General features: G+C 68.6%; 32 protein-coding genes. 12 read left to right on the top strand and 20 right to left on the bottom strand.

The window, feature by feature from the left end; all coding sequences use genetic code 11:
• Window positions 1-144 precede the first annotated feature (144 nt).
• The gene (locus ACIRG5_RS45305) at window positions 145-585 is read left to right on the top strand and encodes a pyridoxamine 5'-phosphate oxidase family protein (RefSeq protein WP_402917115.1); all 441 of its coding nucleotides are present in this window, start codon (window positions 145-147) and stop codon (window positions 583-585) included.
• On the opposite strand, the gene ACIRG5_RS45300 is transcribed toward ACIRG5_RS45305, so the two are convergent.
• Window positions 575-1,609: a hypothetical protein gene (locus tag ACIRG5_RS45300; RefSeq protein ID WP_402917113.1), complete on the bottom strand. Its 1,035-nt coding sequence runs from the start codon at window positions 1,607-1,609 to the stop codon at window positions 575-577. The two genes, ACIRG5_RS45305 and ACIRG5_RS45300, sit on opposite strands and share 11 nt — an antisense overlap.
• Window positions 1,610-1,696: 87 nt before the next feature.
• On the opposite strand from ACIRG5_RS45300, the gene ACIRG5_RS45295 reads away from it, so the two are divergent.
• Complete coding sequence (locus ACIRG5_RS45295; RefSeq protein WP_402917111.1) at window positions 1,697-2,617, top strand: homocysteine S-methyltransferase family protein; 921 nt, start codon at window positions 1,697-1,699, stop codon at window positions 2,615-2,617.
• On the opposite strand, the gene aroH is transcribed toward ACIRG5_RS45295, so the two are convergent.
• The 5 genes from aroH to ACIRG5_RS45270 form a co-directional block, all read right to left on the bottom strand.
• The gene (gene aroH, locus ACIRG5_RS45290) at window positions 2,607-2,969 is read right to left on the bottom strand and encodes a chorismate mutase (RefSeq protein ID WP_402917109.1); all 363 of its coding nucleotides are present in this window, start codon (window positions 2,967-2,969) and stop codon (window positions 2,607-2,609) included. The genes ACIRG5_RS45295 and aroH overlap by 11 nt on opposite strands.
• 31 nt (window positions 2,970-3,000) lie before the next feature.
• Complete coding sequence (locus ACIRG5_RS45285) at window positions 3,001-3,321, bottom strand: STAS domain-containing protein (protein ID WP_402917107.1); 321 nt, start codon at window positions 3,319-3,321, stop codon at window positions 3,001-3,003.
• A 10-nt stretch (window positions 3,322-3,331) separates the two neighbouring features.
• Window positions 3,332-4,078: an ATP-binding protein gene (locus ACIRG5_RS45280; protein WP_402917106.1), complete on the bottom strand. Its 747-nt coding sequence runs from the start codon at window positions 4,076-4,078 to the stop codon at window positions 3,332-3,334.
• Window positions 4,078-5,022: a hypothetical protein gene (locus ACIRG5_RS45275; RefSeq protein ID WP_402917104.1), complete on the bottom strand. Its 945-nt coding sequence runs from the start codon at window positions 5,020-5,022 to the stop codon at window positions 4,078-4,080. Before ACIRG5_RS45275 ends, ACIRG5_RS45280 begins: the two co-directional genes overlap by 1 nt.
• A 63-nt stretch (window positions 5,023-5,085) precedes the next feature.
• Complete coding sequence (locus ACIRG5_RS45270) at window positions 5,086-6,186, bottom strand: DUF1015 family protein (RefSeq protein WP_402917102.1); 1,101 nt, start codon at window positions 6,184-6,186, stop codon at window positions 5,086-5,088.
• Window positions 6,187-6,204: 18 nt separating this feature from the next.
• On the opposite strand from ACIRG5_RS45270, the gene ACIRG5_RS45265 reads away from it, so the two are divergent.
• The 5 genes from ACIRG5_RS45265 to ACIRG5_RS45245 all read left to right on the top strand — a co-directional run bounded on the left by ACIRG5_RS45265 (window position 6,205) and on the right by ACIRG5_RS45245 (window position 9,847).
• Complete coding sequence (locus ACIRG5_RS45265; protein ID WP_360047461.1) at window positions 6,205-6,678, top strand: TrkA C-terminal domain-containing protein; 474 nt, start codon at window positions 6,205-6,207, stop codon at window positions 6,676-6,678.
• A gap of 20 nt (window positions 6,679-6,698) precedes the next feature.
• The gene (locus tag ACIRG5_RS45260; RefSeq protein WP_402917100.1) at window positions 6,699-7,856 is read left to right on the top strand and encodes a cation:proton antiporter; all 1,158 of its coding nucleotides are present in this window, start codon (window positions 6,699-6,701) and stop codon (window positions 7,854-7,856) included.
• A gap of 63 nt (window positions 7,857-7,919) precedes the next feature.
• Entirely contained in the window at window positions 7,920-9,074 is a 1,155-nt protein-coding gene (locus ACIRG5_RS45255) for a S8 family peptidase (protein WP_402917098.1), read from the top strand.
• Complete coding sequence (locus tag ACIRG5_RS45250; RefSeq protein ID WP_402917096.1) at window positions 9,071-9,292, top strand: hypothetical protein; 222 nt, start codon at window positions 9,071-9,073, stop codon at window positions 9,290-9,292. Before ACIRG5_RS45255 ends, ACIRG5_RS45250 begins: the two co-directional genes overlap by 4 nt.
• A gap of 93 nt (window positions 9,293-9,385) precedes the next feature.
• Window positions 9,386-9,847, top strand: coding sequence for a DUF6319 family protein (locus ACIRG5_RS45245; protein ID WP_245983645.1), 462 nt, complete (start codon window positions 9,386-9,388; stop codon window positions 9,845-9,847).
• 128 nt (window positions 9,848-9,975) lie between these two features.
• Here the strand turns inward: ACIRG5_RS45245 and ACIRG5_RS45240 are convergent, their stop codons facing one another.
• Window positions 9,976-10,947 (bottom strand): zinc-binding alcohol dehydrogenase family protein, encoded by a 972-nt coding sequence (locus ACIRG5_RS45240; protein WP_402917094.1) that lies wholly within the window; start codon window positions 10,945-10,947, stop codon window positions 9,976-9,978.
• Between the two features lie 2 nt (window positions 10,948-10,949).
• Window positions 10,950-11,750 (bottom strand): SDR family NAD(P)-dependent oxidoreductase, encoded by an 801-nt coding sequence (locus ACIRG5_RS45235; RefSeq protein WP_402917092.1) that lies wholly within the window; start codon window positions 11,748-11,750, stop codon window positions 10,950-10,952.
• A 130-nt stretch (window positions 11,751-11,880) separates the two neighbouring features.
• Between ACIRG5_RS45235 and ACIRG5_RS45230 the strand changes: the two genes are divergently transcribed.
• Together ACIRG5_RS45230 and ACIRG5_RS45225 are read left to right on the top strand one after the other, a co-directional pair.
• Window positions 11,881-12,633, top strand: coding sequence for an SDR family oxidoreductase (locus tag ACIRG5_RS45230; protein ID WP_360046760.1), 753 nt, complete (start codon window positions 11,881-11,883; stop codon window positions 12,631-12,633).
• A gap of 5 nt (window positions 12,634-12,638) precedes the next feature.
• The gene (locus ACIRG5_RS45225) at window positions 12,639-13,091 is read left to right on the top strand and encodes a MaoC family dehydratase (RefSeq protein ID WP_090069375.1); all 453 of its coding nucleotides are present in this window, start codon (window positions 12,639-12,641) and stop codon (window positions 13,089-13,091) included.
• Here ACIRG5_RS45225 and ACIRG5_RS45220 read toward each other — a convergent pair.
• Window positions 13,072-13,647, bottom strand: coding sequence for a TetR/AcrR family transcriptional regulator (locus ACIRG5_RS45220; RefSeq protein WP_402917089.1), 576 nt, complete (start codon window positions 13,645-13,647; stop codon window positions 13,072-13,074). The genes ACIRG5_RS45225 and ACIRG5_RS45220 overlap by 20 nt on opposite strands.
• 38 nt (window positions 13,648-13,685) lie before the next feature.
• Between ACIRG5_RS45220 and ACIRG5_RS45215 the strand changes: the two genes are divergently transcribed.
• Window positions 13,686-14,741: a DUF2855 family protein gene (locus tag ACIRG5_RS45215; RefSeq protein ID WP_402917087.1), complete on the top strand. Its 1,056-nt coding sequence runs from the start codon at window positions 13,686-13,688 to the stop codon at window positions 14,739-14,741.
• Here ACIRG5_RS45215 and ACIRG5_RS45210 read toward each other — a convergent pair.
• Together ACIRG5_RS45210 and ACIRG5_RS45205 are read right to left on the bottom strand one after the other, a co-directional pair.
• Entirely contained in the window at window positions 14,731-14,913 is a 183-nt protein-coding gene (locus ACIRG5_RS45210; RefSeq protein ID WP_402917085.1) for a DUF397 domain-containing protein, read from the bottom strand. The genes ACIRG5_RS45215 and ACIRG5_RS45210 overlap by 11 nt on opposite strands.
• A gap of 8 nt (window positions 14,914-14,921) precedes the next feature.
• Window positions 14,922-15,734, bottom strand: coding sequence for a helix-turn-helix domain-containing protein (locus ACIRG5_RS45205; RefSeq protein ID WP_402917083.1), 813 nt, complete (start codon window positions 15,732-15,734; stop codon window positions 14,922-14,924).
• A 55-nt stretch (window positions 15,735-15,789) separates the two neighbouring features.
• On the opposite strand from ACIRG5_RS45205, the gene ACIRG5_RS45200 reads away from it, so the two are divergent.
• A complete protein-coding gene (locus ACIRG5_RS45200) occupies window positions 15,790-16,065 on the top strand; it encodes a hypothetical protein (protein WP_402917081.1) in 276 nt (91 codons plus the stop codon).
• Between the two features lie 2 nt (window positions 16,066-16,067).
• On the opposite strand, the gene ACIRG5_RS45195 is transcribed toward ACIRG5_RS45200, so the two are convergent.
• Genes ACIRG5_RS45195 through ACIRG5_RS45165 form a run of 7 tightly spaced genes read right to left on the bottom strand, consistent with a single transcriptional unit; the run spans window position 16,068 to window position 23,014 of the window.
• Window positions 16,068-16,610, bottom strand: coding sequence for an exonuclease domain-containing protein (locus ACIRG5_RS45195; protein WP_402917080.1), 543 nt, complete (start codon window positions 16,608-16,610; stop codon window positions 16,068-16,070).
• A 22-nt stretch (window positions 16,611-16,632) separates the two neighbouring features.
• Window positions 16,633-17,340: a hypothetical protein gene (locus tag ACIRG5_RS45190; protein ID WP_402917078.1), complete on the bottom strand. Its 708-nt coding sequence runs from the start codon at window positions 17,338-17,340 to the stop codon at window positions 16,633-16,635.
• Window positions 17,327-18,754, bottom strand: a complete 1,428-nt coding sequence (locus ACIRG5_RS45185) for a substrate-binding domain-containing protein (RefSeq protein WP_402917076.1) — start codon at window positions 18,752-18,754, stop codon at window positions 17,327-17,329. Before ACIRG5_RS45185 ends, ACIRG5_RS45190 begins: the two co-directional genes overlap by 14 nt.
• Window positions 18,751-19,872 (bottom strand): hypothetical protein, encoded by a 1,122-nt coding sequence (locus ACIRG5_RS45180; RefSeq protein WP_402917074.1) that lies wholly within the window; start codon window positions 19,870-19,872, stop codon window positions 18,751-18,753. Before ACIRG5_RS45180 ends, ACIRG5_RS45185 begins: the two co-directional genes overlap by 4 nt.
• Before the next feature lie 14 nt (window positions 19,873-19,886).
• Window positions 19,887-20,645 carry an SDR family NAD(P)-dependent oxidoreductase gene (locus ACIRG5_RS45175; protein WP_402917072.1) on the bottom strand — a complete coding sequence of 253 codons (759 nt, stop codon included), beginning with the start codon at window positions 20,643-20,645 and terminating at the stop codon, window positions 19,887-19,889.
• A 16-nt stretch (window positions 20,646-20,661) separates the two neighbouring features.
• Window positions 20,662-21,858 carry an acetyl-CoA C-acetyltransferase gene (locus ACIRG5_RS45170; RefSeq protein ID WP_402917070.1) on the bottom strand — a complete coding sequence of 399 codons (1,197 nt, stop codon included), beginning with the start codon at window positions 21,856-21,858 and terminating at the stop codon, window positions 20,662-20,664.
• A 10-nt stretch (window positions 21,859-21,868) separates the two neighbouring features.
• The gene (locus tag ACIRG5_RS45165; protein WP_402917068.1) at window positions 21,869-23,014 is read right to left on the bottom strand and encodes an acyl-CoA dehydrogenase family protein; all 1,146 of its coding nucleotides are present in this window, start codon (window positions 23,012-23,014) and stop codon (window positions 21,869-21,871) included.
• Window positions 23,015-23,106: 92 nt separating this feature from the next.
• Between ACIRG5_RS45165 and ACIRG5_RS45160 the strand changes: the two genes are divergently transcribed.
• On the top strand, window positions 23,107-23,727 hold the full coding sequence (locus tag ACIRG5_RS45160) for a TetR/AcrR family transcriptional regulator (protein WP_402917066.1): 621 nt from the start codon (window positions 23,107-23,109) through the stop codon (window positions 23,725-23,727).
• Here ACIRG5_RS45160 and ACIRG5_RS45155 read toward each other — a convergent pair.
• Both ACIRG5_RS45155 and ACIRG5_RS45150 read right to left on the bottom strand, forming a co-directional pair.
• Window positions 23,720-23,992 carry a GlsB/YeaQ/YmgE family stress response membrane protein gene (locus ACIRG5_RS45155; protein ID WP_402917064.1) on the bottom strand — a complete coding sequence of 91 codons (273 nt, stop codon included), beginning with the start codon at window positions 23,990-23,992 and terminating at the stop codon, window positions 23,720-23,722. The two genes, ACIRG5_RS45160 and ACIRG5_RS45155, sit on opposite strands and share 8 nt — an antisense overlap.
• Window positions 23,993-24,106: 114 nt before the next feature.
• Window positions 24,107-24,886 carry a sporulation protein gene (locus tag ACIRG5_RS45150; protein WP_402917062.1) on the bottom strand — a complete coding sequence of 260 codons (780 nt, stop codon included), beginning with the start codon at window positions 24,884-24,886 and terminating at the stop codon, window positions 24,107-24,109.
• Window positions 24,887-25,005: the final 119 nt, after the last annotated feature.

The following is a 25,005-nucleotide window of genomic DNA, read 5'->3' as shown; positions in this document are numbered from 1 at the left end:
CCGCCACCGGCGTGCCGTCGGCAAGCCCTCAGTCCACTGTGGACGGATCACGCGTCTCTTTGGTATCGATCGGTGGAATCCGCAACAGGCACGAGCTCCCGTGGCCGATCTCGTGTGCGCACCACCGATCACATGGAGGGCTCAGTGACCACCACGGAACAGCACAGCGCCGTCGAGGCGTTGCTGCACCGCACGCTCGCCGCGCACAAGTCGATGTTCCTCGCCACGGCGGGCTCGGACGGCTCGTGGGTGAGCGGCGTCTACTTCGCCGAGGACGGGCCGCACACGCTCGTGCTCGTGCTGGAGGAGCGCGGCCGGACGCTCAAGGCGATCAAGGAGAACCCCGAGGTGGCACTGGTCGTGTCGACGGGGTCGCCGATGGAGCCGTTCCTGCAGGCCCGCGGCACGGCCGTAGTGGTCGACGGTGCCGAGGACGAGGCCGTGCGGCAGCGGCTCGTGACGAAGGTGCCCGAGGTGGGACCGTTCCTCGCCACGCCGATCCGCGCGGTCAAGGTGTCCGTGCCGACGTGGCGCGTGACGGACATCCCCAACGGCTGGTTGCCCGGCAAGGACTTCAGCGCGTGACGTCGCCGGCGCCCCGCTCGTCCGGGCGGGGCGCCGCGAGCCGCTCGAACTCCTCCTCGGAGATCGGCAGCGACTCTCCCCAAAGCGATCCGCTCAGCGGTTTCCAGCCCTCCGGCGTCCACAGCTCGTACTCCAGTTCGTACGGGTTCGGCAGGCGCCTGGCCAGGAACTTGACCTTGCCGAAGTCGTAGACGTCGTCCTTGGTGCTGAAGAACGCCTGGTAGTCGTGAGGCCGGCCGCGGAACCTGCGCGATCTCGCCGTCATCACGGCGATGTAGCGGCTCATGTGGAAGTAGCGCTCGCTGAATTCCACCACCCACCAGCCGGGCTCCAGCCGCTCGAGCACGTCGGTGCGCCGCCAGCCGAGGTCCTCAGGGGTGTCGTCGGCCGTCGCGGTGCGGCGAACGAGCTCGTAGACGTAGTACCCGTCCTTCTTGGCGAGTCCGTGCCAGACGTCGAAGTACCTGGTCCCGGCGGTCTCCCGGCGCTGGATGGTCCGTTCCACGTCCGCGCGGCCGACCGGCAGCACGACGCGGTCGTGCGGTTCCCTGCCCAGCACCCACTCGCCCTCGCGCAGGTACGTCTCCCATTCACCGTCGCCGCTCGCGGGGCACCGGATCAGGGCGTGCGCGCGGGCGACGTCCACGACGTCGCCCAGACTCTCGAACTCCGCGAAGTAGTAGTGGCCGTCCACGGGTTCGGCCTGCCGCCGTGCCGCCAGAAGTTCGACGACGCCCCGTTTTGAGGACGCCTGCGATGGCTTCTCGGGCTGCTGGGCATCAGTGCGGCGGGTGAGGAGCTCCACCTCGGCCGGGGTCGCCTCGCGGTAGTCGTCGTAGGAGTCGCGGTCCTTCGATCTGGACAGGCCGCTGCTGGACTCCCACCTGCCGTGGCCCTCGTACCGCTCCTCGTGGTGGACGCCGACGGAGCGGTAGAGCCCCTCGGCGTTGCCGGCATCGGACATGCCGTGCCCGTCTTCGAACAACGCGTAATAGCGGTACTCGGCCAAATAGGGCTGGAACACGCGATCACCCCCCAGTGATCACTTCATGTTAGCGGGCGGAACCGGCGTCCGGAACGCACACTGGGCCCTCCGGCCTGGAGGCGCCCGATGACCCAGCTGCCCCAGCTCGACGCCCCGCTGTTCCTCACCGACGGCGGCGCCGAGACCACCTTGATCTTCGACGACGGCATCGACCTGCCCGACTTCGCCGCGTTCCCGTTGCTGGACGACCCCGACGGCCACGTGACGCTCACCCGCTACTTCGAGCGCTACGCCGGCATCGCCGAACGCGACGGTGCGGGCATCGTCCTGGAAACCGCCACATGGCGCGCCAATCCCGACTGGGCCGCACGACTCGGCTACGACGGCGAACGGCTCGCGGCAGCCAACCGCAAGGCCGTCGACCTGCTCCTCGACGTGCGGCAGCGGTTCGCGATCCCGGTCGTCATCAGCGGCTGCGTCGGGCCGCGGGGCGACGCCTACCGGCCTGAGTCGATCATGACCAGGGAGGAGGCGCGCGACTACCACTCGCCCCAGATCAGGACGTTCGCCGACACGCCCGCCGACCTCGTCACCGCCATGACGCTGACGAACATCCCCGAGGCCACCGGAATCGTCGACGCCGCACGGGAAGCGAACGTGCCCGTGGTCATCTCGTTCACCGTCGAAACGGACGGCAGGCTGCCCAGCGGGGACGCGCTGGGCGACGCGATCGAGGCCGTCGACCGCGACACGAACGGTTACCCGGCCTACTACATGGTCAACTGCGCGCATCCCACGCACATCGCGCCCGCGCTCGACCCCGACGCGGAGTGGACGAAACGCCTGAGAGGCATCAGGGCCAACGCGTCGAAGCAAAGCCACGCCGAACTCGACGAGGCGGAAGTCCTCGACCGGGGCGATCCGGAGGAACTGGCGGACGACTACCGGACACTCAGAGCGCGCTTCCCCTGGCTGACCGTGCTGGGCGGCTGCTGCGGCACCGACCACCAGCACATCGACGCGATCAGCCGGGCGTTCAGTGGTTGAGGTCGGTCCGCAACGCCGCCGCCCCGCGCAGGTAGACGTGCTTGACCGACGACCGGGGCAGATCGGTCTCGACGTGCGCCAGCAACCGGATCACGCGCGGCATCGAGCCGGGCACGGCGATCTCCGTCGCGGACAGCAGTGGTACGTCCGACAGCCCTGCCAGGCGCGCGGCGTAGGCGGGGAACTCCGACACGAGATCAGGAGTGGCCGTCAGCACGACGCTGATCAGGTCGTCGGCTGTCAACGCGTTGCACGACAACACCTCCCGCACCAGCTCGGCCGTCGCCTCCAGCAGCAGTTCCCGCGAGTCCGCGTCGATCTGCGTGGCTCCCCTGATCGCTCGTACCGCCATGCGATCGACCCTACAGCGTCCTCAGTGGACATCAGTGGTCCACGACGATGTTGGGGAAGCGCAGCGTCAGGCCGAGCAGGTTCACGACGTAGGCGCCCCACCCGCCGCCGAGCAGCACCAGCCGCCGCTGCCCGAGCACGCCCGCGGTCTCGATCAGCACGTGCACGCCGCTCGACCCGATGAACGTCAGGCCGCTGAAGTCGATCACGACGTCCCCCGCGCCGTCCCCGAACGAACAGGCGAGAGCGAGCTCGGAGCGCAGCAGGTCGCTGGTGCTCAGGTCGACCTCGCCGGTGAGCGTCACCACCGCGCCGTGGCGGCGTACCTCCAACAGGGCTGGCTCGGGTTCCATCGTGGGTGCCTCAAGGGTCGGGAGACAGCAGATCGCGCACCGCCGCGAGCACTCGCAGCGGGTGCGTTGGTTTCGGCAAATAGGCATCGGCGACGTGAGCGGCCGGCTCGACCGCCGAAACGGCTACCACCGGCACGCCGGACGTTCGTGCCGCCGCCGCGAACCTGGTCCCCTCACCATGAGACGTCAGCAGGTCCACGATCGCCAGTGCCGGTGGACTCTGAAGAGCCTCTTGCGCGGCCGGGACCGTCGTCACGAGCGTCACGTCGTATCCCTCGGCGTGCAGGAACGCGGCCAGCGACTGGCCGGAGAACCGGTCGCCGTCCAGGAGCAGCACGCACGGGCGTCCCGGAGGCGCGGGCAGGTCCGGGACGCCCGCACGCGACCAGACCCGCACGAGCGCTCGCACGACCGTGCCGGGCCAGGTCGGTTTGCCGGGCCGCACCTGCACCTCGTCGGCGATGCCGAACAGCAGGCGCAGGCCCAGCGGCCGGGCGGCGGTGCCGGCATCGAGGTCGAACACGCCGTCGTCCTCGATGGTCAGCAGCACGGCGTGGTCGCGCGGCTCCCACGTCACCCCGACGACGGACGCTCCCGCGCGCCGCACCGCGTTGTCCGCCGCCTCGGACACCGCGAGCAGCACGTCCCGCGCGTCGTCGCCGTGCAGCCCCGACTCACCGGCGAGGCCTCGCACGAAGGCCCGGATCTCCGGCAACGACCCTGGTGTAGCCGGAAACCACCGGGTCCGCGCACTCATCACGCGGCGTGCGACGGGACCGCCAGCAACGGCGTGATCAGCTCCCGCACCGTGGTCGCACGACGTCTGCCCGCTTCGGCGTGCAACGGATCGAGCTTCTTGCGCATGCGGGCGGACATCATGTCCCCCGTCTGCACCACGGCGAGCCCCGCCATCACCGCCGCCTCGTCCGCGTCCCCTTCAAGGAGATGGTTGAGCGACAAAGCGATCAGCGCGAACGTCCGGCTGCGCGCCATGTCGTCGCGGTACCCCGTCACGGCCTGCCGCAACGACGTGATGGCCGGCCGCGCGAACCCGGGATCGACGGTGCTCGCGAGAGAGGTGTAGACGGCGCCGGTGATGCCCGCGAGGTCGTGCACGTCGAAGAACGCGGCCCACGGCGCGGCACGGTCCACGTCCGCCCGTGCGAACTCGTCGTGCGCACGCCCCAGCAACGCCAGCGCGGCCACCCGATCCCCCATCTCGGCGTGGCACCACGCCTGGTTCGCGGCCAGGATCGCGTTCGTGTGGTGGTTGTTCGCGACGATCCCCGCGAGCCGGAACATGCCGAGCGCTTCGGCGGGTCCACCGTGGTGCAGGTGGACCCGCCCCATCCGATAGCGGATGTTCGCCACCAGATCCTCGTCCTGGGCGAAGTCGAGGGCGAGAAGGAAGTGGCGGTGCGCGGACCCTCCGAGCCCGGCGTCGAAGGCGGTCCACCCGGCGAGCGCGTGCAGTTCCGCGATGGCGTCCCGGAAGTCGCGGCGAACGGCGGCGCTGGCCGAGTGCGGGAAAGCCTTGTCGCACCAGGACAACATCGCCTGTACCTGCGTGCGGCACGCCCCACCGCCGTAGCGGTAGTCGACCGCGCGCAACGCCGACGTCATCGCCCTCAGGTGCCTGACGTGCACGTGTCCGATCTTGGCGTGGGGCGGCGGCAACGAGGGCGAGGCGTCGTCATGCATTGGACGATTTTCAACGCGTGTTTGATCGGGGACCAGGGTCGAACGAACCCGAGGGGCAGGGCCCTACGGTGACAGGTCGGCCAGCAGAAGCCCGCTTCGCGGCTTTGGGGTGAAATAGGTGCTCTTGCGCGGCATTTTGGTGCCTGCCAGGACCTCCCGCAACGGCACTGGCGCGATCAGCAGCACCGCCTCGGCCTCCACCGACGGATCCACGACGGCCCGCACGCACGGGCTCTCCGGGTCGAGCCCGAGCGCCTCGCCGAGCAGCACCGACTCGACGACCGCGTGGTCGATCCCCTGCCCCGCGGGCAGTTCGACCCGCAGCACCGCGTCCGCGCACCGCACCACGACGACACCCGGTTCCGGATCGACGACGTACGGCAGCGACGACACCGTCAGCCCGACCCGTTCCCACGCCGACACGAGATCGGACGTGCCGAACCCGGTACCGACGATCGCGCGGTGGATCGGCCCGACCCGCAACCCCGGCCCGGACGTGACGAGCGCCAGCAACCCGGCCAGCCCCGCCTCCCGCGCCGCCGCGACCCGGTGGTTGCCGTCCGCGACGAGCAACGGATGCGCGCCCGCGGCTTCGAGGAACCGCTGCTGCGACTCCCCCGGCCCGACCAGCCACACCCAGTGCCGCCGCCCGCCCGAGTCCACGAGCGACACGGCCGGTTCCCCGGTCATGCCCAGCACCAGGTCCGTCAACCCGTCGTGCGGGGTGATCGGAACGAGCATGGCCGCGCTCGTCGCGATGCCCAGCGAGGCCAGCACCTGACCGCGCTCGGCGACCACGTCCGGATAGACGTCCTCGGTGTGCTCGATCCCGTCCGGATCGACCAGGCACAGCAGGCCGCACGCCGTCCCGTCCGGCCCGTCCACCCGATACGGCGCGACCACGTTGGTCACCTCGGTGTACGCCCGCCGGATCAGCGCGGCGAGCTCGGCGCGGGCGTGCGGCAGCGCGTCGAGCAGCCCGGTGCCCGCGGCGAGGGCCGCCGGCGTGCGATGGGGGTGCTGGACGGCCAGCAACGTGCCGTGCGGGGCTCTCGCGAGCGCCCCGATCACCTGGCCGGGTTCGGCGAACTCGTCGACGTCGGGGCCGGGCACGCGCTCGCGTACCACCCAGCCGCGACGCACGGGGCGTACACGCAGTGACATGCACGTATCATGATCTGTGTGAACGTAGAGATCACGCCCCTGCCGGGCATCGGTACGCGTCAGGACTTCATGATCCGCGCCGGGCGCCGAGTCGGCGTGATCACCTACCGGGACGGCCGGTTCGAGCTCATCCTGTCCAAGGCATCGGATCCCGACTCCTGCGCCGCCTCGATACCGCTCTCGCCGGAAGAGGCGAACACGCTCGCGGGCCTGCTCGGCGCGCCGCAGCTCGTCGCCCACCTGCGCGAGGAGACCCGCGACATCGCGGGCATCACCACCCGCCAGCTGCCGGTGACCGCGTTCGCGAACCGCTCGCTCGGCGAGACCGCTCTGCGCACGAGGACCGGTGCGTCCATCGTGGCCGTCGTGCGCTCGGGCAACGCGCATCCGTCGCCCGGCCCCGACTTCCTCTTCGAAAACGGTGACCTCGCGGTCGTCGTCGGCACCGCGGAGGGCCTCGACGCCGCCGCTGAGATCCTCCACGGCGGTTAAGCACAGTGCACGAGACAACCATGGCCATGATCCAGCTCGGCGCGGTGTTCTTCGGCCTCGGTCTGCTGGGTCGTGTGGCTCGCCGTGCCGGAATCTCCCCCATCCCGCTGTACCTGATCGGCGGGCTCGCGTTCGGGCACGGTGGATTAGTGCCGTTACACGGCATTCAGGAGTTCACGCACATCGCCAGCGAGATCGGTGTCGTGCTGCTGCTCCTGCTGCTCGGCCTGGAGTACTCGGCGTCCGAGCTCACCACCGGGCTGAAGAAGTCCTGGATGGCCGGCGTGCTCGACCTGGTGCTGAACTCGGCGCCGGGCGCGATCGCGGCGATCCTGCTCGGCTGGGGCACCGTCGGGGCGCTGGCGATGGCGGGCGTCACGTACATCTCGTCGTCGGGCATCGTCGCGAAGGTGCTCGGCGACCTGGGTCGTCTCGGCAACCGCGAGACGCCGGTCGTGCTGTCCGTGCTCGTGTTCGAGGACCTGGCGATGGCCGTGTACCTGCCGGTGCTCACCGCGGTGCTGGCGGGCGTGAGCTTCCTGGGCGGCCTCACCTCGGTCGGCATCTCACTGTTCGCGATCACCGTGGTCCTGGTGGTGGCGTTGAAGTACGGCCGGTTCATCTCGGCCATTGTGGACAGTCCGGACCACGAGGTGTTCCTGCTCAAGCTGCTCGGCTCCGCCCTGCTCGTCGCGGGCATCGCCTCGCAGCTGCAGGTCTCCGCGGCGGTCGGCGCGTTCCTGCTCGGCATCGCGATCTCCGGGTCGACCGCCGAGAACGCGACGCGTCTGCTGGAGCCGCTGCGCGACCTGTTCGCGGCGATGTTCTTCGTCGTGTTCGGACTGAACACCGATCCGCGCTCGATTCCCCCGGTGCTGGGGATCGCGGTGGCGCTGGCCGCCGTCACGACCGCGACGAAGGTGTTCACGGGCTGGTGGGCGGCGCGCAGGCAGGGCATCGGGCCGATGGGCCGCATGCGTGCGGGAGCGGCACTGGTGGCGCGCGGAGAGTTCTCCATCGTTATCGCCGGGCTGGCCGTGGCGTCCGGCCAGGTGGCCGACGAGCTGGCCGCCCTGGCCACCGCGTACGTGCTGCTGATGGCCGTCCTCGGGCCCATCGCGGCGAAGTACGTTGAGCCAATCGGTGAATTCTTTCAGCGCAGACGGCAGATGGCCTGAAACAACTGCCCCGATGTGACGACTCTCTAGTGAGGGCTAGACGGAGAGTAGGGGCGAATCGTCATGACCGAACCCGCGGAAGTGGAGACCACCGGCCGGTTCCTGGTGCTGTTGCAGGAAGACGCCGTAGAAGAGGGCCTGGCCGAGCTCGGCGCGATCGCCGGGTTCGACCCGAACACCGGCGATCTGGACACGGAGACCGTGCAGGTCTTCCCCGAACTCGGTGTCGCGGTGGTGTCCGCCGACCCGAACATGCTGGCCGAGCTGAACGGCGCCGCCGAGCGTCCCGGCCCGGTGCAGATCGTCGAACCGGAACGCGTCGTGCACGTGTTCGCCGCGCCGGTCGCGGACGAGCCAGAGGCCGCCGCCGACGAATCAGTGCTGACCTGGGGGCTGCAGGCGGTCGGCGCGGACGTCAGCACGGCCACCGGCAAGGGCGTCAGGATCGCCGTCCTGGACACCGGCTGGGAGACCAACCACCCGGACTTCACGGGCCGCACCATCACCACGAAGTCGTTCATCACCGGCGAGGACGTGCAGGACGGCCACGGCCACGGCACGCACTGCATCGGCACCTCCTCCGGCCCGCGCAAGCCCGCCACCCTGCCCGGCTACGGCATCGCGTACGAGGCGGAGATCTTCGCGGGCAAGGTCCTGTCGAACGCGGGCTCCGGCTCCGACGGCGGCATCCTCGCGGGCATCGACTGGGCGGTCGCGAACGGCTGCGCGGTCATCTCGATGTCACTGGGCGCCGACGTTCCGGTGGGCACGCCGTACTCGCAGATCTACGAGACCGTCGCCCAGCGCGCGATGGCCAAGGGCACGCTGATCATCGCCGCGGCGGGCAACGCCTCGTCACGCCCTGCCCGCATCGCGCCGGTGGGCCACCCCGCACGCTGCCCCAGCATCATCGCCGTGGCCGCGATCGACGTGAACCGGGCGATCGCGTCGTTCTCCTCGGGCTCGGCGGACCGGATCGGCCAGATCGACGTGTGCGCCCCCGGCGTGGACGTCTACTCGTCGTTCAAGCTCCCGCAGAAGTACTCACGCCTGCGCGGCACGTCGATGGCGACCCCGCACGTGGCAGGCGTGGCGGTCCTGATCGCGGAGAGGACCGGCGCCCGCGGCTTCGAACTGTGGGCCCGGCTGGCCGGCACCGCACTGCGCCTCCCCCTGCCGTCCACCGACATCGGCACCGGACTCGTCCAGGCGCCATGACCGCTTCGGTGGACCAGGTGATGGTCTCCGTGACGGACGGCAGCCTCCCGCGGGTCCTCGACGACCTGCGGGAGGCGGGCCTGGTGGTCGACACGGTCCTGGAGGCCCTGGGCGTGGTCACCGGCACCGCCGAGGTCAGAGCCATCCCGGCCCTGCGGGCGGTACCCGGAGTCATCGACGTAGAACGGCAGTGGCGCGTGCAGCTCCCGCCGTACTGACTAGGCTCTGCGCTGACCCCATCGACGGCTGATCGAACAAGTGTTCTATGCTGTGCGCGGGGTCACGTCGTTGCGCAGAGAGGAAACCTGATCGTGTCGGACACGCTCACCGAGGTGCAGGCAGTCGAGGAGACCGTCGTGGAGGAGACTCCGGCGTCGGCCCCAGTGGCCGAGAAGGCCGAGGCGCCGAAGCCGGTGGAAGCGCCGAAGGCCGAGGCTCCCAAGGTCGAAGCCCCCAAGGCGGAGAAGCCGAAGGCAGGCCGCCCGAAGAGCACGGCGAAGAAGACCCGCACCGTGGAGCTCACGCTCACGGTGACCGGTACCGCCGAGGGCGAATGGCAGGCCGACCTGGTCCACGGCACGCAGCGCGTCGTGTCGGGCCTGGTCATCCCGGCCATCGCCGTCGCCAAGGCGGCCAAGGAACTGCACGTGGACATCGCGGAGGGCATCGAGTCGGTGCTCGAGGCGGCGCGCGACCAGCACCGCACCCGCATGGAGGAGTTGGAAGCCGAGCTGGCGAGGGTGAAGGCCCAGCTGGCCGAGCTTTCCGAGTAGTACGCCAGACGCAGAAGGGGCGGTCCGCAACACTGCGGGCCGCCCCTTCTCGCATGCCGCAAGGTAACGCGGGGGCCCCGCGTTACCTTGCGGGGAACGCGGGGCCCCCGCGTGCCGTCAGGAAGTGGTCAGCGGGACGGGTCGAGCACGAGCTTGCCCTGGGTCTTGCGGGACCGAAGGTCCTCGTGCGCCTGCCGAACCTCGCCCAGGCCGTACTCGCCACCGGGAACCGCCTTCAGCTTCCCGTCGACGACGAGCTGGAACAGCTCGGCCATCGCGCGGTGGGCAAGAGTGCCGTGCTCGGCGTCGCGGACCTTCAGGGCGTGCGGCAACCACATACCCGCAACGGCCGTGGAGTGCACCAGCAACGCCCCGAGGTCGACCGGCTTCGGCCTTTCCCGCGAGGCCATGCCATAAAACGCAAGCCGCCCAAAAGGCCCCAGCGCCACAACCGACTGATCGGTGACCGCCCCTCCAGTCATGTCCAGCACCACATCGACCCGGCGCCCGCCGTTGGCCTCGATCAGCGCCGCGGTCATGTCCTCGGAACGCGAGTCGATGGCGACGTCGGCCCCGAGATCCAGCGCCAACTTCCGCTTGTCATCGGAAGAAGCGGTGGCGATAACGCGACCAGCACCCCACAGCTTGGCCAGCTGAACGGCGATCGTCCCCACACCGCCGGCAGCAGCGTGCACGACAACCGACTCACCGGCCTCCATGTGAGTCGACTTGCGCAACAACAACCACGCGGTAGCACCCTGAACGATCAACGACAGCGCGGTCAGATCGTCGACACCATCAGGAACGTCGAAGGTGGTGAGAGCAGGCGCGACAGCCTTCTCCGCGTACCCGCCGGAGTTCTTGGTCAAGGCGACGACCCGACGCCCATCCGCAGTCGTCCCGACAACCTCACCGCCGGGAACCAGCGGCAGCGACATCTTCGCCAGGTACGAGTTCTCGGCCTGATGCGTGTCGGCGTAGTTCAGACCGGCGCGCGAAACGTTGATCAGCACCTCGCCCTCGCCCGCGACCGGGTCGGGCAGCTCCACCTGCTGGAGCACCTCGGGTCCGCCGAACTCGGTGATCTGGATGGCACGCACGATCAGTTCTCCTCAAGCGCGATGGAAACGGGGTCCTTGCGAGCGGCCTCGACGCGCGAGCCGTCAGCGGCGCGAGGCCCAGGCGGGTTGCGGAACCCGAACGGCTCCGACGGACGACCTGCCTGCACGAACCAGGCCTCGCCGGTGCCGGAACCCTCCACAATGGACATGAAACCGTCCACCACGGCGGACACCGGGATGATCGGCATGCCGATCTCGTCCAGCGTCGAGCGCAGCGGAACGATGATGTTGGTGTCGGCGAACCCAGGGCACAGCGCGTTGATGCGCACGTCGGAATAGGCGCCGCCGAGCGAGCGCACGAGACCGACGACGGCAGCCTTGTTCGCGCCGTAGACGGGGTCGCCCGGCATCGCCATGAGGCCGGCCATAGAGGCCGTGGCGATGATCTGGCCGCCGCGCTTGCGCACCTCGGGCAACGCGTAGTGCGCGCCGTAGACCACGCCGTCGAAGTTGATGGCCATCGCGCGCCGGTACGTCTCGACGTCGAAGTCGTCGCCCAGCGAGCACCCGGTGCCGATGCCGGCGTTCAGGAACGCGATGTCGAGCCCGCCGAACTCGCGCACGGCGAGCGCGACAGCCTCTGCCGAGTCCGAAGCCTGGGTCACGTCGCAGCGCACGAACACGCCGCCGATCTCATCGGCGACGGCTTTGCCCTGGTCGGCGTCCACATCGGCCACGACGACGCGTACGCCGAGCGACGCCAGACGCCGGGCGGACGCGGCGCCGATGCCGTTGGATCCGCCGGTGATGAGCGCGACCTTGCCGGTGAGTTCCACGGGCATCTGCCTCCTCGAATTGCCACATTCCGACCAGTCGGTATGGTCGTCCGCACAGACCTGGACGTCAAGCGGACTGATAGGTACGTTACTAAGCGCTTGCTTAGCTCACCATCCCCTCACCGAAGGAGGACCCGTGGCCGACAGGGTTGCGATCGTCACCGGCGCGGCTCGTGGCATCGGTGCCGCGGTCGCGCAGCGTCTCGCCGCGGACGGCCTGGCCGTCGCGTTGCTCGACCTCGACGAGCAGGGCGTGCTGGACGGCGCCGACAAGATCGTCGCGAGCGGTGGGCGCGCCATCGGCCTCAAGGTCGACGTCGCCGACGAGGAGCAGGTCAACGCCGCCGTCGCGAAGGTCGCCGAGGAGCTCGGCGCACCGACCGTGCTGATCAACAACGCCGGCGTGCTGCGCGACAACCTGCTGTTCAAGATGACCTCCGCGGACTGGGACACGGTCATGAACGTGCACCTGCGCGGCGCGTTCCTGATGAGCAAGGCCGTCCAGGCGTTCCAGACGAAGGAAGGCTTCGGCCGCATCGTCAACCTCAGCTCCACGTCCGCTCTCGGCAACCGCGGCCAGGCCAACTACTCCGCCGCCAAGGCCGGTCTGCAGGGCTTCACCAAGACCCTCGCGATCGAGCTCGGCAAGTTCGGCGTGACGGTCAACGCGATCGCGCCCGGTTTCATCGCCACCGAGATGACCAAGGCGACGGCCGAGCGCATGAAGATCCCGTTCGAGGACTTCCTCACCGGTGCGGCGCAGGCGATCCCGGTCGCGCGCGTCGGTCAGCCCGAGGACATCGCGCACACCGCGTCGTTCCTCGTGAGCGAGGGTGCCGGGTTCGTGTCCGGCCAGGTCATCTACGTCGCCGGCGGACCGAAGGACTGATGGCCATGCGCGCGTTCGAGAACATCGACGAGCTGGTCGCCGCGAAGGGCGAGCACCTCGGGTTCGGCGAGTGGCACGAGGTCACGCAGGAGCAGGTCAACCTGTTCGCCGACGCGACGCTGGACCACCAGTGGATCCACATCGACGTCGAGAAGGCGAAGAAGGGCCCGTTCGGTGGACCGGTCGCGCACGGCTACCTGACGTTGTCCCTGGTGCCGTACCTGGTGCGGGACGTCTACACCGTCAAGAACATCAAGATGGGCGTGAACTACGGCAGCAACAAGGTCCGCTTCCCGCAGCCGGTGCTGGTCGGCGCCAGGGTGCGCGGCGGGGTCGAGCTGCTGGACGTCACGGACATCTCGCTGGGCAAGCAGCTCGTGACCAAGGTCGTCATCGAGATCGAGGGCAGCGACAAGCCCGCGTGCGTCGCCGAGATCGTCAGCGTGATCGTGCCGTGAGGCTGTGGATCAGCAGATCCGCGTAGTGCTCCGCCAGCCGCCCGGCCGGGATGTCCCCGTCCGGGCGGTACCACGTGCCCAGCTGGTGCAACGAACCGAAGAAGTAGTACGTGGCGACGTCGGCGGGCACGTCGTCGCGGAACGTCCCGTCCTGCTGCCCCTCCTCGATCAGGCCGCGGAACTTCTCGTGGTAGCGCCGCCGTTCCGCCCGCACCTCCCGCTGCTTCTCCTCGGAGAGATGGTTCATCGAGCGGAAGAACACCTTGGCGGCGTCGAAGTCGTCGACGCTGGTGACGATCACGTCGATCGCGGCCTCGCGCAGCCGCTCGGCGACCGGGCCGGTGCTCGACGCGATCTTCTCCAGGTGTTCGGTCTGCAAGCGCAGCAACCGCCCGTAGATCTCGTGCAGCAGGTCGTCCTTCGACCCGAAGTAGTGGTACATGGCGCCTTTGGTGACGCCCGCGTGTTCCACGATCTCCTGCACGGCGACCCGCTCGTACCCCTTGTCCGCGAACAGGCGGGTGGCGGCGTCGATCAGTCTTTCAGGCACGGTCACGACCGGAGCGTACCTTCCGAGCTAGGAGAATCCAGGCAATGACCACTCGCTGGACCGTGGTCGTCGATCGCGACGACCTCACCAAAACCGAGGTGCTGCACGACGAACTGCCCTCCGCGGCCGATCTGTCGGACTGCGAGGTGCTGCTACGAGTCAGCCACGTCGGTCTCACCGCCAACAACGTCACGTACGGCGTGATCGGCGACGTCATCGGCTACTGGAACTTCTTCCCCGCCGGCGGCCACGGCCAGGGCGTGATCCCGCTCTGGGGCTTCGCCGACGTCGTGGAGTCCACTGTGGACGCCCTGCCCACCGGTACCCGCGTCTACGGTTACCTGCCGATGGCGAGCCATTTCGTCGCACGCGCCAAGCTGACCTCGTCCGGTTTCGTCGACACCGCCGACCACCGCGCCGACCTCCCGGCGGTCTACAACAGCTACCTCGTGACGTCGTCCGATCCTGCCTACGACGCGTCGCTCGAAGACCTCCAGGTCCTGTACCGGCCGCTGTTCCTGACGTCGTTCCTGCTGGCCGACCAACTGGTGGACAACGACTTCCACGGCGCGCGGACCGTCGTGATCTCCTCGGCGTCGAGCAAGACGGCGTTCGGCACCGCGCAGCGCCTTCGCGGTCAGGGTGTACGGGTCGTGGGCCTGACATCGCCGCGCAACGTGGAGTTCACACAGAGCCTGGGTCTCTACGACACCGTGCTGCCCTACGGCGCTTCGGTGGACGTCGAACCGAGCGTGTACCTGGACTTCAGCGGGTCGGCCGACGTGCGTTCGGCGCTGCACGACCGCCTCGGCTCCGCGCTGGTCAAGGACATCTCGATCGGCCTGACCCACCAGACCGCCTCGCAGGACGCGCGCTCGACGTTCTTCTTCGCACCGGACCAGCTGCGCAAGCGCACGGCGGACTGGGGGTCGGACGGGCTGGCTCAGCGCTTCGGCGAGGCGTGGCGCGGCTTCACCGCTCAGGCAGGCGACTGGGTCGGGGTCGTCCGGCACAACGGGCCGGACGAGCTGATCGACGTGTGGCAGGCCGTGCTGGCGGGCAAGGCTAGCCCGAACACGGCCGACGTCATCAGCTTCTGACTTCGTCCTTGACCATCGCGAGGAACGCACTCCAGGCGGGCGCCGCGACAGTGGCGTCCGCCCAGCCCTTGGAGTCACGGATACGAGCGGTGACGCCGTCCAGGGCGATCTCCACACAGTCGCCGTTTCCGCCGCCGTTGCTGCGGCTGCTCTTGCGCCACACAGCAGACACGTCGATCCCTACCTCTCGGCAGCCAGCCTCCCGATCCACTCGACTGACTCGTCCGGAGTCAGCGCCAGCTTCGAGAGGTGCTTGAAGACCAGTTTACTGGCCTTCACCCGCTCGACGTCCTCGACGTGCGTGGCCCCGGCCGGATGCTCGACGTACAGCACAGACATCTCGCCGGGGTAGGCAAAGTCCAGAAGCGTGAAAGAACCGTTCTGTCCGTCGTGCAGACCTGCGGTGTCCAGCAGCGCTTGGACCTTCACGTTGGGCAACCGCGCCATCTCGTTGATGTGCAGCAACTGGCTCCGGTCCGCGTGCCGGAACGCCGCCTCGACGATGACCGCGTGGTACTCGAGTGAGCCTGTGCCGACCAAGCGTTCCTGGCGTCTGGTTCGGATCGCGATCTGGTTCTCGATCCACTTCCGCGAGTGCTGGGTCTGCCACCCCAGGAACACGGCGCGCATGTAGCTCTCGGTCTGCAGTAAGCCTGGGATGTAGCCGAGCTGGAACGCGCACACTCGGATGGCATCGTGCTCCAGACTGATGTAGCCCTGATCATCAAGGCCGTAGGGATGCCACCAGCCCCTCTCACTGGCGCGTTCCCACATGTCGATGTACGGCGCCTCCTCCGACACGAGCACGCCGTAGAGGTCGAGCATCGCGCGCATGCCGTGGTACTCCGGCAACTGACCGTTCTCGATGCGGCTCAGCTTCTGGTAGTTGTACCGAAGCCGGTACGCCGCCTCGCGCTGACTCAGCCCAGCCCGTTCACGCAGCCTCTTCAACGCCTCACCGAGGCGCACCTGCCGGAACGTGGGGTCGGACATACCCCAAACGTTACGGGCGAGATCTGACATTCGTGAATCACGGTGGCGGGGTCTGATGAGGACCGTCCACAGCATGGAGTACGTCCACAGCATCCAGTACCACCGGCGCAGCCAGAACGGCCGGCTCACACTCGCCTACGTCGAGTCCGTGCAGGATCATGGTTGGTACATAAGGAAAGGCGCCGACTGGAAGTCCCACTACACGGTCGCCTGCGCCACGGAATACCTCACGCGAGTGTCAGCGGACGCGGGCACGTTCGCCATCACGGTGTGGCGGGACGCCATCCGAGTCTGCACGGTAGGGATCGACTGGAATCCTCCGAACAGGTGATCTCACCGCCGGAGCAGCCCAGCCAGCAGACCCGCGATGTTGTAGGCGTCGTCGTGGCCGCGGTGGTGTGTGCCGTCGAGCCTGTGCCCGGCGATCCGCACCGCTTCGGCCATGCCCACCTCGCGCGGCAACGCGTGCGTCAAAGCGAAGAGCGTCTTGACGTTGACGTGCCGCGGCCCGAACGGATAGCGGACGCCGAAGTCGGCGCACTGCCGTTCGAACATCTTGCGGTCGTAGTCGCCGTACGACGCCCACACCCGGCGGTCGGAGCGGAACTCCTTGCGCAGCACCGCGCAGGCCTCGGCGAACGGGAGGCCCTCGTTCACGTCGGCCTGGGTGAGGGTGGTGAGCTGAGTGCAGAAGGGACTCACGGACGAGCGGGAGGGTCGCACCAGGATCGACCGTCGCTTGCCTCGTTTCCCGGTGGCCACCTCGATCGGGCAGATCCCGATCTCGATGATCTCCGAGATCTCACCGGCGGGCGGCGTTCCCTCCCAGCACGTCGACTCCACGTCGACCACGAGCACTTCATCCAACGCGATCACGCGCTGATCGTCCCTCACGCGTCTACTGGAATACGACGACCGGCAGCACCACGATCTCGCCGGTCGCCGCGTTCCACGACTGGACCTTGCCGAGGCACCGCGCGTTGAACTGGCCCGGTGGCAGCGTGTCGCGCAGGCTCTCCCGGTCGCACTCCACCCGCACCCGGTGCTCGCCCACGGGCGCGATCAGCACCGCAGCGCCGTCGCCGTCGCCGACCTCGAACCGGCCGTGCAGCGAGACGTAGTCGCGGATGTCGTTGAGGCGTCGGGCTTTTCCTCGCCGCCACGACTCGTCTGCCGTGATGGTCCGCGTCGTCAGGTCGACGTCGACCACGCCGTGGCCCGCGCGCAGGCCCGCCAGCACGACGCCGATGACGTCGATCTCCGTGGCCGGTTTCTCGTAGGTGTCGGTGTTCTGCTCGACCACCGAGCCGTCCACGCCGATGCCGAACTCACTGGGGCCGACCTGCAGCTTGCCGTTCTTGGTGACGGTGATCTGCTTGACGAACTGCCGGGTGACCGCGTCGTCGTACCGGCCGACCTTGCACAGGTTGATCATGCGCTGGCCGTGCACGTAGAACAGCAGACCGGGCACTTCGGGTTCCGGTTCACGGCGCCGCAGCCACCGCCACCCGAGAGCGACGACCACGACCAGCGCGATCAGCGTCGCGCCCCACAGCAGGATCCAGCCCCACGAGACGGACCACCAGAGCGTCCTATCGACATCCACGGATCTCTCTCACCGCCTCCAGCAACGACTTCGCGCCGGCCTCCACGAGACGGCCGCCGCTCGCCTGCGCCACCCGGTCCAGTTCCGCCGTCGAGGCCTCGCCGAACCGGATCGGGAACACCGGCACTTCCCCTCGCCCAACGCGAAGGAACTCGTTCACCGACGGCCCCGCGTTGTTCTCCCCGTCGGTCATCAGCACGACCGCCGTCTCCCCTCGCGCCAACCCCAAAGCGTGGTCCAGCGCGGCCCAGATCGCCGTGTTGTCCCGCAGGTCGTCGGACGCCACGACGGCCAGCAGCGCGTCGAGGTCCTGTTTTCCGCGCACGGTGACCGATCGCTCTTCCAGCACGGTGCCCGCGAACCGGACGATCGTGACCGTCTCGCCGACGTAGAAGCGGTCGAAGCCGTTGAGGGACGCGAACGCCTCCCGCAGCCCGGCGAGCCGCGGGCCTCGCATGGACGTCGAGTAGTCCAGCACGAAGATCACCTGACGGCCTTCGCCCGCGCGGTCGTGGAACAGCAGCAGCCGGTCGATCACCTCCTGGCTGTCCGGGAAGTACAGCGCGGTGCCGAGGTCGGCGCGCAGCTTCTCGTTGCGCACCACGGACGGTTCGACGGGCCGGCGCCAGGTGCGTTCGGCGATCATCCGCTGCGCGTCCGGCGACCGAAGCCATTCCACGACCCGGTCGTAGGCGGCCCGGTGCGCGGGCTCGACCAGCATCAGCGGGTAGTCCGACAGCACGATGCCGTCACGCGGATAGACGATCTCCAACGGTTCCGCCAGACGCCCGGAGGCGTTCAAGGACAACAACTCGGACTCGTGCGCGACCAGTCCGTCCACATCGGACCGACGAGCGAACTCGTCCACGGGGTCCGGTACGTCGAACACCCGCCCCGCGAGGAACCCCTGCAGGCGGTCGCAGCTCACGTCCTCCGGCCGCAACGGCGCTCCAGTGCCTGCGGCCGCCGTCGCGACGCCGATCAACGCGGCCATCCCACCGCCCGACACCCGCGGATCGGCCATGCCGTACCGGAACTGGCCCAGCGCGGCCCGGTCGGCGACGTCCGCCCACGTCGGCCGCTCGCCCAGCACGGCCCGGCTGCCGCGCTTCACGCCGAGCACCACCGGGGACGTCATGACGCTCGACGCCAGCTCGGGTTCGGCACCCCGCAACCGCAGGAACCTGGTGGTGGACAACCACGCCAGGTCGAAGCCCGCGAGCGACCTGCTGGCTTCGACCGTGCCGCGGTGCTCCACCGCCAGCTCGACCCCGGTGGCCTTCTTCAGCTCCGCCAGCACCGGACCGAGGTCGGCCAGTTCGGTGCTCGCCAGCATCTTCAGGCGCACCGGCTCAGGTGTGCTCGACGTGCACGCGGTCAGCAGAAGCAGCAGAATCGCTGCCAGCACCCTCATTTGCAGTCGCCGACGACGTCGAGCATGCGCTCGAAGAGCTCCGCCTTGGGCAGCTCCACCCTGCCCTTGTCACCCGCCGGTGGTTCCGGCAGACCACGGCCCGCGATGTAGGTGCCGAAGTCGTCGGCGGACTCCCCGTTCCAGCTCAGCGAGTGGAACCCCAGCTCGACCGCGCGCCGCCGCAGGTCCGGGTCGTTCATCATCAGTTCGCCGATCCGGTCGCCCTCCGGCGTGAACGAGATCAGCTCGGGCGTGCTCTGGTGCTGCTTCTCCGGGTAGAGCAGCACGCGTTCGGTGTCGAAGGTCTTCTGCCGCAACTGATAGGCGATGTACTGGTGCTCGTAGATCACCGCGATCACGGCGTGCGTCCGGCCCTCCGGCACGAAGTACTTCGGTGCCATGTCCTCGCCCGCCTGCCCCTGCGCGTCGACGAACGGCTTGACCTTCCGCGCCAGCTCCTCCGCGGCCTCGACGGTCTGCGGCGGTTCGTCACCGAAGGCGGTGGCGAAGAAACCGACGAGCGTCGCGCCGGAGTAGGCCTTGCAGGGGTCCGGCGACTGCGCGATGACCCGGTTGCCGTTGGTCAGACCGTATTCGCTCCACCTCTTGTCGGCGAGCTTCGTGAACTCGGCCATCTTGAGGTTGTAGTAGAGCGGTTGCGGACCTTGACCGGCTGGTGTCGCGGCACCCGCTCGCACGAGCGCCTCGGCATACTCGCGGAACGTGGCGAGCACGACCGGGGTGAAGAACGGCCGGTACGGCACCGCGTGCTTGCCCGCCCGGCGGGTCTTCACGTGCTCGTTCGCCACGTGCCCCGAGGGGAAGACGAAGTGGTACGAGTCGAGGTCGGGTTTGTCCGCGAGGTCGCGCGAGCCGATCGGCGTCACGTGCACCTGGTAGCCGCGCGCCATCAGGATGCGCTTGACCTGCTCGTCCTGGAAGAAGTCGCGCTTGGAGGCGAACAACGCCCGCACCACGGTGACAGAACGGAACGGGCCGGTGATGTGCCCTGAGATGAGCAGCACCACCAGCCCGGTCACGAACACCGCCAGCGGCGGGACGAACCACAGCAGGAACCGTCTTCGCGGGTCGACAACCTTGAACTCGGGCTCCCGCACGGCTCCCCCTGGAGTCAGACGATCACGGCACCACCGTCGACGACGAGCGTCTCACCGGTAACGTAACCGCCCGCCGGTGAGGCCAGGAACACAACGGCGGAAGCGAGCTCCTCCGGGTCACCGATTCGCCCGGATGGCAGAGTCGCCTGGATCTTCTCCAGGTATCCCGGCGGGTACTGGTCGGTCATCTCGGAGGCGAAGAAACCGGGGCAGATCGCGTTGACGCGGATGCCCTTGCGCCCGGTCCACTGCTGCGCCAGGTCGCGCGTCAGACCGAGCAGTCCCGCTTTCGACGCCGAGTACGCGGCCTGGGGGATACCGCCGGTCACGAGGCCGAGAACGCTGGAGATGTTGATGATCGAGCCGCCGGACTTCATGACGGCCGCGGCCGCCTGCGCCATCCAGTAGGCACCGTTGAGGTTCACGTCCATGACGCTGAGGAACTGCTCCGGCGTCTCCCGCGAAGCCGGCACCGCCGACGCGACACCGGCGTTGTTCACGAGCACCGCCACGGTGCCGAACTCCGCCGCCTGCCGCGCGACCTCACGGCAGTCGTCGGGCTGCGACACGTCGGCCTGCACGACCAGAGCGCGCCGGCCGGTGGCCTCGACCAGTGCGGCCGTGTCCTTCAGCTTGTCCGCGCGACGAGCCGCGAGAACGACGTCCGCGCCGGCCTCCGCGAGGCCCTTGGCGAACGCGACGCCGAGGCCGGAGGAGGCGCCGGTGACGATCGCGACCTTTCCGTCGAGGCGGAACTTGTCCAGGATTCCCATCTTCGCCAGAAGCCCTTCAGCTCAGTCTTTCCAGGATGATCGCCATGCCCTGGCCGCCGCCGACGCACATCGTCTCCAGGCCGAACTGGGCGTCGCGGGCCTGCATGCCGTTGATCAGCGTCGTCATGATCCGCGCGCCGGTCGAGCCGAACGGGTGGCCCAGCGCGATCGCGCCGCCGTGCACGTTGAGCTTGTCGATGTCGATGCCCAGCGCACGCTGGGAACCGAGCACCTGAACGGCGAAGGCCTCGTTGATCTCGACCAGGTCGATGTCCGAAATGGACAGACCGGCGTGGCCCAGCGCCTGCTTGGTCGCCTCGACGGGGCCGAGACCCATGATCTCCGGCGACAGACCCGAGACACCCGTGGACACGATGCGCGCCAACGGGGTCAGCCCGAGCTCACGTGCCCGCACGTCGCTCATGATCACGACAGCTGCCGCGCCGTCGTTCAACGGGCAGCAGTTGCCGGCAGTGATCGTGCCTTCCGGCCGGAAGACCGGCTTCAGCGACGAGACCGCCTCGTACGTCACCCCGGCACGCGGGCCGTCGTCGGTGGACACCACCGTGCCGTCAGGCAAGGTCACCGGCGTGATCTCGCGGGCGAAGAAGCCGTCCGCGATGGCCTTCTCCGCGAGGTTCTGCGACCGCACGCCGAACTCGTCCTGGTCGTGCCGCGAGATGCCCATCTGCGTCGCGACGTTCTCGGCCGTCTGACCCATCGAGATGTAGTAGTCGGGCAGTTCGCCGTCGAGCCGCGGGTCCGTCCACGGCGCGTTGGACGCAGCCGTGTCCAACGTCCGTTGCTGCGCCACGTCGAACAGCGGGTTGAACGACGGCGCGCCCGCGTGCATGTACCGCGAGACGCACTCGACGCCGGCCGAGATGAACCCGTGGCCCTCCCCCGCCTTGATGGCGTGGAAGGCCATCCGCGCGGTCTGCACGGACGACGCGCAGAACCGGTTGACGGTCGTGCCCGGCAGGTTGTCGTAGCCGAGCTGCACGGCCACGCGGCGCGCGATGTTCTGGCCGTGCTCGTCCTGCGGCTCGGCACACCCGAGGTGCAGGTCGGTGATCTCGGACGCCGGAATGTCGCCCAGCGCGGCCGAGATCACCTGCGTGGCCAGGTCGTCCGGGCGCAGCGAGACCAGAGAACCCTTGCGGGCACGGCCGATCGGCGACCGGGCGGTGGAGACGATGACTGCTTCAGCCATGGAAAACCTCCTACAGGCCCAGGTCGCGGCCGATGAGTTCCTTCATGATCTCGTTGGAACCGGCCCAGATCTTCGTGACGCGGGCGTCCATCCAGGCGCGGGCCACGCGGTACTCGGTCATGTAGCCGTAGCCGCCGTGCAGCTGCACGCAGGCGTCGATGACCTCGTTCTCGACGTCGGCACTCCAGTACTTCGCCTGCGCCGCCTCAACGGGGCTCAGTTCGCCACGCACGTGCTGCATGGTCAGCGTGTCGATGAACGCCTGCGAGACGTCCAGCTTGGTGCGCAGCTCGGCGAGCAGGAACTTGTTGTGCTGGAACTTGCCGATGGCCTGCCCGAACGCCTTGCGCTCCTTGACGTACTCCAGCGTCTCGTCGAAGACGCCCTGCGCGTGCGCCAGGTTCGAGATGGCGCCACCGATCCGCTCCTGCGGCAGGCGTTCCATCATGTAGATGAAGCCTTGGCCCTCCTCGCCGATCATGTGCTCCTGGGACAGGCGCACGTCGGAGAAGAACAGCTCCGCGGTGTCGGACGGGTGCTGGCCGACCTTGTCGAGCTTGCGGCCGCGCTCGAAGCCGGGCATGCCGGTCTCGACGGCGAACAGCGTGATGCCGCGCGCGCCCTTGGACGGGTCGGTGCGGGCCGCGACGACGATCATGTCGGCGGTGTAGCCGTTGGTGATGAACGTCTTGGAGCCGTTGAGGATCCAGTCGTCACCGTCGCGCACGGCGTTGGTCTTCAGCGCGGCGAGGTCGGAGCCGCCGGACGGCTCGGTCATCGCGATGCCGGTCTTGATCTCGCCGGTGCACATGCCGGGCAGCCAGCGCTGCTTCTGCGACTCGGTGCACAGGTCGACAAGGTAGGGCGCCACGACGTCGCCGTGGATGCCCAGCGACGAGGCCACCGCGGCGTTGACCCGGCACAGCTCCTCTGCGAACACCGTATTGAAGCGGTAGTCGTTCGCGCCGCTGCCGCCATACTCCTCGGGGATCTCGAGCCCGAGCAGGCCCTGGCGTCCGGCCTCCAGCCACACGTCCCGGTCGATCACCCGTTGCTCGATGAACTTCTCGACGTTCGGCGTGATCGTGCGCTCGACGAACGCTTTCGCCGACTCCCGGAACGCGGCGTGATCCTCGTTGAACAGCGTCCGCTGCACGACTACCTCCATACTAAGCGGTTGCTTAGCGCTAAGCGCCCGCTTAGCGTGCAGTACGATCCATCACCTGTCAACACGCGAGGAGCCGCCCGATGACGACGACCGGACTGGACGGGTTCTCGCTGCTCGACGAGACCTGGCGCACCGTCACCCCGGACGCCGCCCGCCGGATGCTCATCGCGGCCGTCCAGGCGTTCGCGAGCAAGGGATATCACGCCACGACGACCCGGGACATCGCCTCGTTGGCCGGAATGTCCCCCGCGGCCGTGTACATCCACTACCGGTCCAAAGAGGAGCTTCTGTTCAACATCTCGCTGGTCGGCCACGAGACGTCGCTCGCGCTGCTGTCGAGCATTCAGGGCGACAGTGCGGTCGAGCGGTTGAAGAACGCGGTGGCGGCGTTCGCGGGGTGGCACGCGGAGTTCCACACGACGGCGCGGGTGGTGCAGTACGAGCTCGGCGCGCTCTCTCCCGAACACCACGAGCAGGTGGCGGAGTTGCGCCGGCAGATCGAGCAGCAGATGCGGGCCTACATCGCGGACGGGATCGAAGAGGGCGTGTTCGACGTCCCCGACCTCAAGGGCGCGACCCTCGCGGTGCTGTCGCTGTGCATCGACGTCGCCCGCTGGTACCAGCCGGGCGGGAAGCGGACCCCGGACGAGATCGGCGCGATGTACGCCGACCTCGTCCTGAGGATGGTCCGACCTACCTGACCGACTTCCTGCCGTACACACCGGCCACGAGCGAAACACCGATCGCGGCGACGACGATCTGCACGATCACCTCGATCCAGTCGATGCCCGGCGTGTCCTCCACGCCCAGCAGCCGCGCGATCCACGACCCGATGAACGCGGCCGCGATGCCGACCAGAAGGGTCAGCCAGATCGGGATGGCCTGCTTGCCCGGTGCGAACAGCTTGCCGAGCAAGCCCAGGATCAGACCGATGATGAGCGCGCCGAGAATGCTCTCGATGGTCACGGACGCCTCCTCCCGCTACACCCCGATGCACTCGGGGATCTCGGGAAAATCATCCCGTCACCCGGCAAGATCCGCAGCTCGAGATCGGCGAGCGGTACACCCAGGTGCCGATGACTACCAGCGACTGCCGGAGACCTGGCTCATCCACTGGTTGATCGTGGCGGTCCAGTCCGTGCCGATCGCCTGCTGGTGCGACACGGCGAACCGGCCGTACGCGTCACCACCTGCGCGGAGCAGCCCGGCGCGCTTGTCGGCCTCCAGGATGACGTGCAGCTCGCCCGGCGTCGTGACGAACGTCAGCTCGACCTGCTTGACGCGGCCCGCGAACTGCGGCGGCGGGTAGAACTCGATCTCCTGGTAGAACGGCAGCTGCTGCGGCACGCCGTGGATGCGGCCCTGCTCGTTGTCCGCCTTGGTGAAGCGGAAGCCCATGTGCCCGAACGCCTGGAGCACGGCGTCCTGGGACTGCAGCGGGTGCACCCAGATCGGGTCGAGGTCACCGGGGTCGATGGCGCCGCGGACCTCGAGCTCCGTGCGCAGGCCGAGTTGCATGCCGTGCAACTGCTGGCCGCCCACGACGTTGATCGGGCACTCGAACGGCACCGGGATCTGGAACGGCAGCGAGAGGTTCTGGTGCGGCGCGATCATGATCCGCTGGCCCACGGAGAACTTGTGGAACTCCATGTTGGTGTTGTACTCGTTGTCGCCGCTCTCGACCTCGACGCGGGTGAGCAGCGCCAGCGTGACGTGGTCGACCTCGGCCGGGTGGTCGCCGCCGGCGATGCGCACCTCACCGGACAACACCTCGCCGGGCCTGACGTTGGGGTTCGTCAGCACCGTGTCGACAGTCGGCCCGCCCACGCCGAACGCGCGCATCATCCTCTTGAACACCACTGCGGCCTCCTGAAGCCCTTGCTGTTTGCGGGGAGTCTGCCAACTGGATCGCCCGTTTGCGGCGAAGTGTTCCGTTGACGCCTCAACCCCCCGATCGGTTCCGTGTGGACTTCCGTTCA

Origin of the sequence: Lentzea sp. NPDC102401 (genome assembly GCF_044765805.1) — a bacterium.
GTDB lineage: Bacteria > Actinomycetota > Actinomycetes > Mycobacteriales > Pseudonocardiaceae > Lentzea > Lentzea sokolovensis.
The sequence above is the reverse complement of the archived record's forward strand: the minus strand, read 5'-3'. Positions and strand labels throughout refer to the sequence as shown.

Coding starts and splice junctions, on each gene's coding strand:
- ACIRG5_RS45295 (WP_402917111.1), top strand. CDS start 1,697: ATGACCCAGCTGCCCCAGCTCGACGCCCCGCTGTTCCTCACCGACGGC.
- ACIRG5_RS45205 (WP_402917083.1), bottom strand. CDS start 15,734: ATGTCCGACCCCACGTTCCGGCAGGTGCGCCTCGGTGAGGCGTTGAAG.
- ACIRG5_RS45185 (WP_402917076.1), bottom strand. CDS start 18,754: ATGAGGGTGCTGGCAGCGATTCTGCTGCTTCTGCTGACCGCGTGCACG.
- ACIRG5_RS45280 (WP_402917106.1), bottom strand. CDS start 4,078: ATGAGTGCGCGGACCCGGTGGTTTCCGGCTACACCAGGGTCGTTGCCG.
- ACIRG5_RS45170 (WP_402917070.1), bottom strand. CDS start 21,858: ATGGCTGAAGCAGTCATCGTCTCCACCGCCCGGTCGCCGATCGGCCGT.
- ACIRG5_RS45255 (WP_402917098.1), top strand. CDS start 7,920: ATGACCGAACCCGCGGAAGTGGAGACCACCGGCCGGTTCCTGGTGCTG.
- ACIRG5_RS45270 (WP_402917102.1), bottom strand. CDS start 6,186: ATGTCACTGCGTGTACGCCCCGTGCGTCGCGGCTGGGTGGTACGCGAG.
- ACIRG5_RS45285 (WP_402917107.1), bottom strand. CDS start 3,321: ATGGAACCCGAGCCAGCCCTGTTGGAGGTACGCCGCCACGGCGCGGTG.
- ACIRG5_RS45260 (WP_402917100.1), top strand. CDS start 6,699: ATGGCCATGATCCAGCTCGGCGCGGTGTTCTTCGGCCTCGGTCTGCTG.
- ACIRG5_RS45235 (WP_402917092.1), bottom strand. CDS start 11,750: ATGCCCGTGGAACTCACCGGCAAGGTCGCGCTCATCACCGGCGGATCC.
- aroH (WP_402917109.1), bottom strand. CDS start 2,969: ATGGCGGTACGAGCGATCAGGGGAGCCACGCAGATCGACGCGGACTCG.
- ACIRG5_RS45250 (WP_402917096.1), top strand. CDS start 9,071: ATGACCGCTTCGGTGGACCAGGTGATGGTCTCCGTGACGGACGGCAGC.
- ACIRG5_RS45175 (WP_402917072.1), bottom strand. CDS start 20,645: ATGGGAATCCTGGACAAGTTCCGCCTCGACGGAAAGGTCGCGATCGTC.
- ACIRG5_RS45275 (WP_402917104.1), bottom strand. CDS start 5,022: ATGCATGACGACGCCTCGCCCTCGTTGCCGCCGCCCCACGCCAAGATC.
- ACIRG5_RS45225 (WP_090069375.1), top strand. CDS start 12,639: ATGCGCGCGTTCGAGAACATCGACGAGCTGGTCGCCGCGAAGGGCGAG.
- ACIRG5_RS45160 (WP_402917066.1), top strand. CDS start 23,107: ATGACGACGACCGGACTGGACGGGTTCTCGCTGCTCGACGAGACCTGG.
- ACIRG5_RS45215 (WP_402917087.1), top strand. CDS start 13,686: ATGACCACTCGCTGGACCGTGGTCGTCGATCGCGACGACCTCACCAAA.
- ACIRG5_RS45200 (WP_402917081.1), top strand. CDS start 15,790: ATGAGGACCGTCCACAGCATGGAGTACGTCCACAGCATCCAGTACCAC.